5 protein-coding genes and 2 pseudogenes are annotated in these 8317 nt (G+C 61.9%); 5 read left to right on the top strand and 2 right to left on the bottom strand.

What is annotated here, in order from left to right; translation table 11 throughout:
• Window positions 1–104: 104 nt before the first annotated feature.
• Window positions 105–999, top strand: a pseudogene (locus ACZL02_RS24240) (IS630 family transposase).
• A 41-nt stretch (window positions 1000–1040) separates the two neighbouring features.
• Here the strand turns inward: ACZL02_RS24240 and ACZL02_RS24235 are convergent.
• A pseudogene (locus tag ACZL02_RS24235) lies at window positions 1041–2011 on the bottom strand (IS481 family transposase).
• A gap of 617 nt (window positions 2012–2628) precedes the next feature.
• On the opposite strand from ACZL02_RS24235, the gene ACZL02_RS24230 reads away from it, so the two are divergent.
• From ACZL02_RS24230 to modC, 4 genes are all read left to right on the top strand, one after another.
• Complete coding sequence (locus ACZL02_RS24230) at window positions 2629–3840, top strand: DUF3095 domain-containing protein (protein WP_472941259.1); 1212 nt, start codon at window positions 2629–2631, stop codon at window positions 3838–3840.
• 98 nt (window positions 3841–3938) lie between these two features.
• Window positions 3939–4733 (top strand): molybdate ABC transporter substrate-binding protein, encoded by a 795-nt coding sequence (gene modA / locus ACZL02_RS24225; RefSeq protein WP_472941258.1) that lies wholly within the window; start codon window positions 3939–3941, stop codon window positions 4731–4733.
• An 81-nt stretch (window positions 4734–4814) separates the two neighbouring features.
• Window positions 4815–5510: a molybdate ABC transporter permease subunit gene (modB, locus tag ACZL02_RS24220; protein WP_472941257.1), complete on the top strand. Its 696-nt coding sequence runs from the start codon at window positions 4815–4817 to the stop codon at window positions 5508–5510.
• Window positions 5507–6592 (top strand): molybdenum ABC transporter ATP-binding protein, encoded by a 1086-nt coding sequence (gene modC / locus ACZL02_RS24215; protein ID WP_472941256.1) that lies wholly within the window; start codon window positions 5507–5509, stop codon window positions 6590–6592. Before modB ends, modC begins: the two co-directional genes overlap by 4 nt.
• Before the next feature lie 967 nt (window positions 6593–7559).
• On the opposite strand, the gene ACZL02_RS24210 is transcribed toward modC, so the two are convergent.
• Window positions 7560–8312: a L,D-transpeptidase gene (locus ACZL02_RS24210; protein WP_472941260.1), complete on the bottom strand. Its 753-nt coding sequence runs from the start codon at window positions 8310–8312 to the stop codon at window positions 7560–7562.
• Between the last annotated feature and the right edge of the window lie 5 nt (window positions 8313–8317).

Genomic DNA, 8317 nt, shown 5'->3' with positions numbered 1-8317 from the left:
GCGGATGACATCTGGCCGAGTCTTGGAGATTCCCTGGGGCTCTGAATGCTGATTCAACATTATTGTCGGATGGGACGCTGAAAGGGATGGCGGGACCTTAGTCAATGGATCTTCGCGAGCGTGTGATTTCGGCGGTGATGCGGGAGAGGCAGTCGCGGCACGAAGCGCCGGGATGCTCTGGGGTGGCGATCAGCACGGTGATCCACTGGATCCAGTGCTCTGAGAGGACCGGCAGCGTTGCGCGGGTAGATGGACGGGCACAAGCCGAAGGCATTGGACAGCAGGCATGCGGACTGGCTGCGAAACGCTGCCTCGACCAGCCATTCAAGCTGCGCGGTCTGGTGCAGGGGCTGGCCGACGACCGCAGAAGGTAGACTATCGCTCGGTCTTGGCATTCGTTCATGCTGGGAAGCTGTTGTTCAACAAAAATGATACTGATTGCCGCCGAGCAGGATCGCCCTGACGTCGCCCGAAGGCGCCAGCAATGGACCAAGTACCGCGACCGAGTTGATCCTGACCGTGTGGCCTTCGTCGACGAAACCTGGACCAAGACTTACATGGCGCCGTCGCGCGACTGGGCTCCTTGCGACCAGCATCTCAGGGCGAAGATGCCGTTCGGCCATTGGCACACCGCCACCTCGATCACCGCGCTACGAAAGGACCTGGTCGAGGCGCCCTGGCTCATCGACAGGCCGATTAACGGCGAGCGCTTCCTGATCTATGTCGAGAAGGTGCTCTACCCAACGCTGACGCCCGGCGACATCGTCACCATGGATAACCTCGGCAGCCACAAGGGCAAGGCGGCGCGCCGGGCGATCTGGGCTGTCGTCGCCAAGTACTTGTTTGCCGAATTACTCCCCAAATCTCAATCCAATCGGGCAGCTCTTCGCCAGATTGAAGCATTGGCTGGGCAACGACGCGAAACGCAACCGCGATGACCTGTGCCAAGCCCTCGGCAAAACCATCGCCACCGGCTCGCCAGCGGGATGGGAACAATAGCTTAAAAATTCAGTATATTTGCAACCTGAAATCATCTCGTTCTAGGTATGGAGCCTCAACAGGTTGTCCTGAGCCAGACCGAGTCTGCTTATGGGCACGGCGTATTTGATGCCGCCGTGTGGTCGATGCCATTTGTAGTCGTGGATCCACCGGGGCAACTCCTCGGCGCGATACTGCGAGGTGGGATAGGCTCGCGCATAGGCCTATTCGCGCAAGGCCGTCTGGATGAAGCGCTCGGCCTTGCCGTTGGTCTTGGGCGTGTAGGGTCTGGTGCGCTCGTGCTTGAGGCCGAGTTGGCGGCAGACGTCGCCAAATGCCCTGGCTTTGTAACAGGATCCGTTGTCGGTCATGACGCGCACGATCTTGACGCCGAGGCTTTCGTAGTAGGCGACGGCGGCCCTCAGGAAGGCGACGGCGCTGACGGCCTTCCCGTCCGGTATGATCTGCGAGAAGGCGAGGCATCTACGAGAAAGCAAGGCGCAAGGCGTCGTCGATGGAGACGTGGACGAACTCCCAGCCAATGCCGCGGGCGTTTAACTGCCACTTGCGATCCCCGGTGATGCGGTGGCCGACCCGGTCGAAACGCCCAAGCTTCTTGATGTCGAGGTGGACATGTCGCCGGGATGGGCGTGTTCGTAGCGACGTACCGCTCGGCGGGCTCCAGGTCGCGTATCCGGTTGAGGCCAAGGCGGGAGAGGATGCGGCTGACGGTGGCCGGCGACAGCTTCAATTCCAGCGCAATCCGCCTTCCCGTCCAGTGCTCACGGCGTAGCGCCTCGACCTTGTCGACGATGTCAGGCGAGGTCGGACGGAAAAGACGATGCGGACGGGAAGAGCGATCAACGAGCCCCGCCGCACCCTTGGCCTTGAGGCGGGCCACCCACTTGCGAACCGTACGCTCGCAGAACCCCGCCGCCGCGCCGGCAGCCTTTGCAGATATTCCGCCAAGAACTGATTGAACCAGACGCTCTCGACCGCGTGGCGTCAAACGGGCATTCTTGTGGATGTTCATCCGGTCCCCCTCCTTGGCTTCTAAAGCTTTGCAACCTCAGCTTCCTCGGAAAGGACTGGATGGACAACCTATTGAAAGCTCACATCTAGGGGACACGACTTCCACCACCCGCTTCGGGCGCGATGCGTCAAGCGAATATCGCTCCTTTGGCGCGCACTCGACGACGACATCGGGCTAGGGGATTCCGCCGTCCGTTCCGGACGGCAGTATCGCCCACCGTTGCGCGACAGCCGCAGCGTCCGACTTGCGGGAGCAGAGCAGCGAGCGTGTTGGCGGCGGCGACGTTGTGGCTCTGCTTGAGGCCCGTCATCTTCTGGGCGATCCTGCAATCAACCAGCTCGAACTCTCCTCCTGGGCCGTTGCCCAGTCGAGGAAAGCTTCTGCCGAGATGCTGTCCGGTTTCGCGAAGGTCATGCGAAGCTACCGTCGAAGGCTGCTGCGTGCAATGCATACTGGGGCGAGCGACGGCAAGCAACGATTGCGATGGCAGGGGCCGGCGCCCTTTACAACCCAAACGCGACCGGCCGTATCACCGTGGGATCGGCGATGCGATGGCGGCAACGTGACAGCACCAAAAGGCCACGCAATGCGTTGATGTAGCGGGCCCGAGGAGACGCGTGTTGGACAAGACCTTCAGCGACCCGGTCGCGGATCCCGACTTCTACGCTAGCCTGCCGCTGCTCGACAGCTTCGGTGCTCTAGCGGATCCCACTTCATACCATGCCGTACCGGCAGGCTGGGTGGTCGGCGTCGCCGACATCGTCCAATCGACTGAGGCGATTACGAGCGGCCGCTACAAGGAGGTGAACACCGCCGCGGCCGCGGTAATAGCTGCGGTGTCAAACGCCCTGCCCGACCGCCAGATCCCCTTCGTATTCGGCGGCGACGGCGCGAGTTTCGCGCTCTCCCCCAAGGATGCGGAGACCGGTCGAGCTGCGCTGTCACGCACCGCAAGCTGGATCCGCGACAATTTCGGCCTGACCATGCGCGTCGCCATGCTGGCGGTGGAAGACATCCGCGCCGCGGGACACGACCTGCAGCTCGCGCGCTTCCAGGTTTCGCCCAACGTCTCCTACGCGATGTTCGCCGGTGGTGGCCTCGCCTTCGCGGAAGCGCGGATGAAGGCCGGCGAGTTTGCCGTCGCGCCCGCAACCGACGGCGCCGGCCCAAACCTCGACGGCCTCTCCTGTCGCTTCGCCGAAATACCCTCGCAGCACGGCACCATCCTGTCGATCATCGTCATGCCGACACCCGCCGGGCGGGGAGCGTTCGAAAAGGTGGTTGGGGAGGTGCTGTCGCTTGCCGCGGGTGAGGTCGACGAAGGCCGCCCGATCCCTCCCGGCGGCCCGCCTCTGATCTGGACGATAAAGGGTTTTGTGCTGGAGACCCGCACCGCCGCCGCCCGCACCGGGCGGAGCCTGATCTCCTCGGCCGTCCGCGTCGGCGCCCGCCAGATTTTTTCCTACCTGATGCTCGGCGTCCGCCGGCCGATCGGCGGCTTCGACCCCAGGCGCTATCGCGCGGAAATCGTAAGCAATTCCGACTTCCGCAAATTCGACGACGGCTTGCGGATGACGCTCGACTGCATGCACGACACCGCCGACAGGATCGAAGCGGTGCTGCGACGGGCGGAGGGCGAAACTATCGTCAATGTCGGCCTGCACCGGCAGTCGGCGGCGTTGATGACCTGCTTCGTGCCCTCGCCGACCAGTCCCGATCATGTGCATTTCGTCGACGGCGCCGCAGGCGGTTATGCCCTGGCGGCACAGTCGCTGAAAGAGAAGGTGCGGGTTCGGCTGGCGGCACGTGCTGCGGCCGATGCGGCTTAGCCGCGCGCTGTCGCTATATCCGACGCGATATACCGCTTTCCCATTGACTGGTTTCCGCTATATCCGAAAGGATAGCTCGAAACCCAGCAGGAGTTTCCATGGACAACCGCCGCAGCTTCCTCAGCCGCCTCGCCGCGCTATTCGTCACTGCCGGCATCGCCTTGTCCGGCACGCTGTCGGCTTTCGCGCAGGATGCCGGCCCGGTGGTCTTCGCCGCGGCAAGCCTGAAAAACGCGCTCGACGACATCAACGCCGCCTGGAAGGCCGAGACCGGGAAGTCGGCGACAATCTCCTATGCCGCGAGCTCCGCGCTCGCCAAGCAGGTCGAGAGCGGCGCGCCGGCCGACGTCTTCTTCTCCGCGGACCTTACCTGGATGGACTATCTCTGGCACAAGAAGCTGATCAAGACCGATACCAAGGCCGAGCTTCTCGGCAATTCCATTGTCCTCGTCGCGCCGAGGGATTCGACCTTGAAGGCCGAGATCGCCAAAGATTTTCCGCTGAAGAACTTGCTCGCCGGCGGCAAGCTAGCCATCGGCGCGGTCGATTCTGTGCCGGCCGGCAAGTACGGCAAGGCGGCGCTGGAGAAGCTCGGCGTCTGGGAGAGCGTCAAGGGCGATGTCGCCCAGGCCGACAACGTCCGCGCCGCGCTGCTACTCGTCTCGCGCGGCGAGGCGCCGCTCGGCATTGTCTACAAGACCGATGCCGCTGCCGATGGAGGTGTAAAAGTGGTCGGCACCTTCCCCTCCTCGTCGCACCCGGCGATCATCTACCCCATCGCCCTGACTGCCGATTCCAAGAACCCCGGCGCCGCCGCATTCGTCGCCTATCTTTCAACCGCTCAGTCGAAAGCGCTGTTCGAGAAGCAGGGCTTTACGGTTCTCGCCAAATAGGACGAATTGCGCGCGGCATCTGACCAGCTGCCTAACGAAATACGCGGGGTCGGCTGGGCCCCTTCACGGTTGGACAGCATTATGAACTGGCTCGCCCTCAGCCCGGAAGAGTGGACAGCGGTGCGTCTGAGCCTTGTCGTTGCCGTCACCGCGACGCTGTGCAGCTTACCGGTCGGTCTCCTCGTCGCCCACCTTCTCGCCCGCGGAAACTTCTGGGGCAAGTCGGTGCTTAACGGCCTCGTCCACCTGCCGCTGGTGATGCCGCCGGTGGTCACAGGCTATCTGCTCCTTCTCGGCTTCGGCCGCCGCGGCCTGTTCGGCGCCGCGCTGGCCGACTGGGGCATCGTGTTCTCTTTCCGTTGGACGGGCGCGGTGCTGGCCTGCGCGGTAATGAGCTTTCCGCTGCTGGTGCGGGCGATCAGGCTGTCGATCGAATCCGTCGACCGGCGGCTAGAAGAAGCCGCCGGGACGCTTGGCGCAAACCCCGCTATCGTCTTCGCGACCGTCACACTCCCGCTTATCCTGCCCGGAATCATCGCCGGCATGATCCTCTGCTTTGCCAAGGCCATGGGTGAGTTCGGCGCGACCATCACCTTCGTCTCCGCGATTCCCGGCGAGACGCAGACCCTTCCCTCGGCAATCTACGCCTTCACCCAGGTGCCGGGTGGTGACGTCGGAGCGCTGCGCCTGACTTTCATCTCCATCGCCCTCTCGATGGCGGCGCTGGTGTTCTCGGAATTCCTTGCTCAGCGCGTTGGCCGGCGGATCGAGCCGTGATTTCCGTCAACCTGCGTCACCGCCTCGGCGCCTTCGAGCTCGACGCGCGCTTTTCCAGCAACAGCCGGCTCACGGCTTTGTTCGGCCAGTCCGGCTCCGGCAAGACTTCGCTCGTCAACCTCGTCGGCGGCCTGATGCGCCCGGATGCCGGCCGGATCGTCGTCGACGACCGCATCCTCGTCGAGACGGAAAAGCGCATATTCTTGCCAAAGCACAAGCGGCGGCTTGGCTACGTTTTCCAGGACTCCCGCCTGTTCCCCCACCTCAACGTGCGCAAGAACCTCGCGTATGGCAGCTGGTTCACGCCGGTGGGCGAGCGCTACCAAAGCTTCGACGACGTCGTGGACCTGCTCGGCCTCTCAAGCCTCCTCGAACGCCAGCCGTCACGCCTTTCCGGCGGCGAGCGCCAGCGGGTAGCGATCGGCAGGGCGCTCCTCGCCAGTCCCCGCCTCCTCTTGATGGACGAGCCGCTGGCAGCTCTCGACGAGGCCCGCAAGGCAGAGATCCTGCCCTATATCGAGCGGCTGCGCGACGAATTGGACGTTCCGATCCTCTACGTCACGCACTCGATCGCCGAAGTGCTGCGCCTAGCCGCGCACCTCGTGGTCGTTCACGGAGGCCGCGTTGTGGAGGAAGGCGATCCGGCGGAGATCTCGCAACGCCTCGACCTTTTGCCGGCCGTCGCCGATCTGGAGCCCGGCAGCATCGTCGAGACCCGGGTGCATAGTCATGACGATCGCTACGGCCTGACGGCGCTGGAAATGGCCGGCGGGATGCTGCAGGTGCCCCGCATCGATGCAGTTCCTGGCACACCTGTCCGCATTCGCATCCGCGCTCGTGACGTGATGATCGCCCTCGAGCGGCCTGCCCAGCTCAGCGCTCTCAACGTGCTCGGCGGCATTGTCACCGCGATTGCCGACGATGGCCAGACGCATGCGGATCTGCAACTGGATTGCGGCGGCCACGCGCTGCTGGCCCGCATCACCCGAAGATCGGTCGCTGAACTCGGGCTTCTGCAAGGCAGTCGGATCTTCGCGATTGTTAAGTCGGTGTCGTTCGAGCGGGACAAGAGACTGGCCTGAATGCCGGCGACAGCTTCGGCGCGCGCGTCACATTCGGGAAATGCGGCAGAGCCGGCAATCCGTCACCATTCAAGGAGCAGCGGATCAGGAGCACCCCGACCTCGGCATTGTACGGAATGACGATTAAAAATAGACCACAACCCGGAATTGCTGCGTAAGGCTAAATTTTTTTCCTTTATTTGCATCGCACCATAGCCTTCCGGCAAGCGCCATAACCATGGCCTTTTATCGGCCTAAACTCATCTTCAGACGATACATTTTCTGAATATTGTCAAAGTGTGATCATATGCCATTATATAAAGATCCAGAAGAGCGAGCGCCCTGCTTTTTTCACCTTCAAGGCCTCCTTCCTTTTTTTTCAGGACAAACCTCTAATGCCCGCAAGACGAGGTAAGGCTGATCGAAGCATTAGCTTCAACTCAGAATATTTTTCTTCCAGTGTATTAAAAAAAGTAATGCATATCTCCGAGTATGCGCCATCGGGATTTTCATAACTTTTTGAACAGTATTGACCTTCATTTTTTTGCTAATCTGCGCACAAGAATAACCTTCAACTTATTTCACACAGAACGGGTAATACTAACTGCCGCGAACCCGAACACTCATTCGGATTCGGCATTACGCTTGGGAAGTATGCATGCTCGTTGCTGCAACACAGTTGGCAATTGAAAGGTGTACGACCAGAAGTTGGTGCCCTGAGGCCAGGGTTAATGTCGACAAGTCAGATTGAAGCCTCGATATCTCGTATATATTCTTTCGAAGCAGCTTACCCTTACACTTCGTCGACAGAACCGTACGCCGCAACTCCGGCCCGCGGCATCGTTATCGATTTGGGCAGCGCTTGAGGCGGCCGTCCTATCCGTGATGTCCTGAATCCTAGGCGTACGGCGTTCCACAAAATCCGCAGCGCTGATCAAGAGTTGCTCGGGCGACACGACCCGTAATCCTTGGCTGCTGCGTTAAATCGCTACCGCCACAACGATCTTCTGGCGGTGAAAAGCGGCGGGTTTTCGAGCACCACCACCTTGGCCCCAACGGCAACCCTGTCATAGAGTTCGATGATATCCTGATTGAGCAGCCGGATGCAGCCTGTCGATGCGGCTTTGCCGATCGACCACCATTCCGGCGTGCCGTGCAGACGGTATAACGTATCCTTACCGCCCTGGAACAAATAGAGCGCCCTCGCGCCCATGGGATTCAGGCTGCCTGGCTCGCGGCCGGCGGCAGTCCTTGCAAAGTTCGGCGCCCGGCTTAGCATTTCGGGCGTCGGAGTCCACCGCGGCCAGCGGGCCTTCCGCTCGACCTTCGCCTCTCCAGACCACCCAAAGGCACCCTGGCCGACGCTCACGCCGAAACGGGTAGCCCGCCCATTCGGCTCGACGAGATAAAGCAACCGCTGACTTTGATCGACCACCACCGTCCCCACCGCATAGGCGGAGCGATAGGCGACGTCCTGCCGGCGGAAGCGTGACGGAATGCGATCGAGCGGAACTGCCGCGATGGCGAAGCCGCCATCGGTGCGCGAACCGAGCCCTTCTGCCCGCGACGATGAACCCAACGCCGGCTGCCCCACGCTGCAGGCTGAGATCGCCAGCGTCGCAAAGCCGACAGTCAGCAGTCGGGCAATTAATACAAAAGAACCCCGCCGAGTCAGCGACGTGGCAAGGTTTGACTTTCGAGTGCCCTTCATGGGCGCGGATTGGCAGCGATCAGCGCGCATGGACT

This window comes from Mesocryomonas fontinalis, assembly GCF_055730125.2.
This window is presented reverse-complemented; position numbering and strand designations above follow the sequence as displayed.

Coding starts and splice junctions, on each gene's coding strand:
- modA (WP_472941258.1), top strand. CDS start 3,939: ATGGACAACCGCCGCAGCTTCCTCAGCCGCCTCGCCGCGCTATTCGTC.
- modB (WP_472941257.1), top strand. CDS start 4,815: ATGAACTGGCTCGCCCTCAGCCCGGAAGAGTGGACAGCGGTGCGTCTG.
- ACZL02_RS24210 (WP_472941260.1), bottom strand. CDS start 8,312: ATGCGCGCTGATCGCTGCCAATCCGCGCCCATGAAGGGCACTCGAAAG.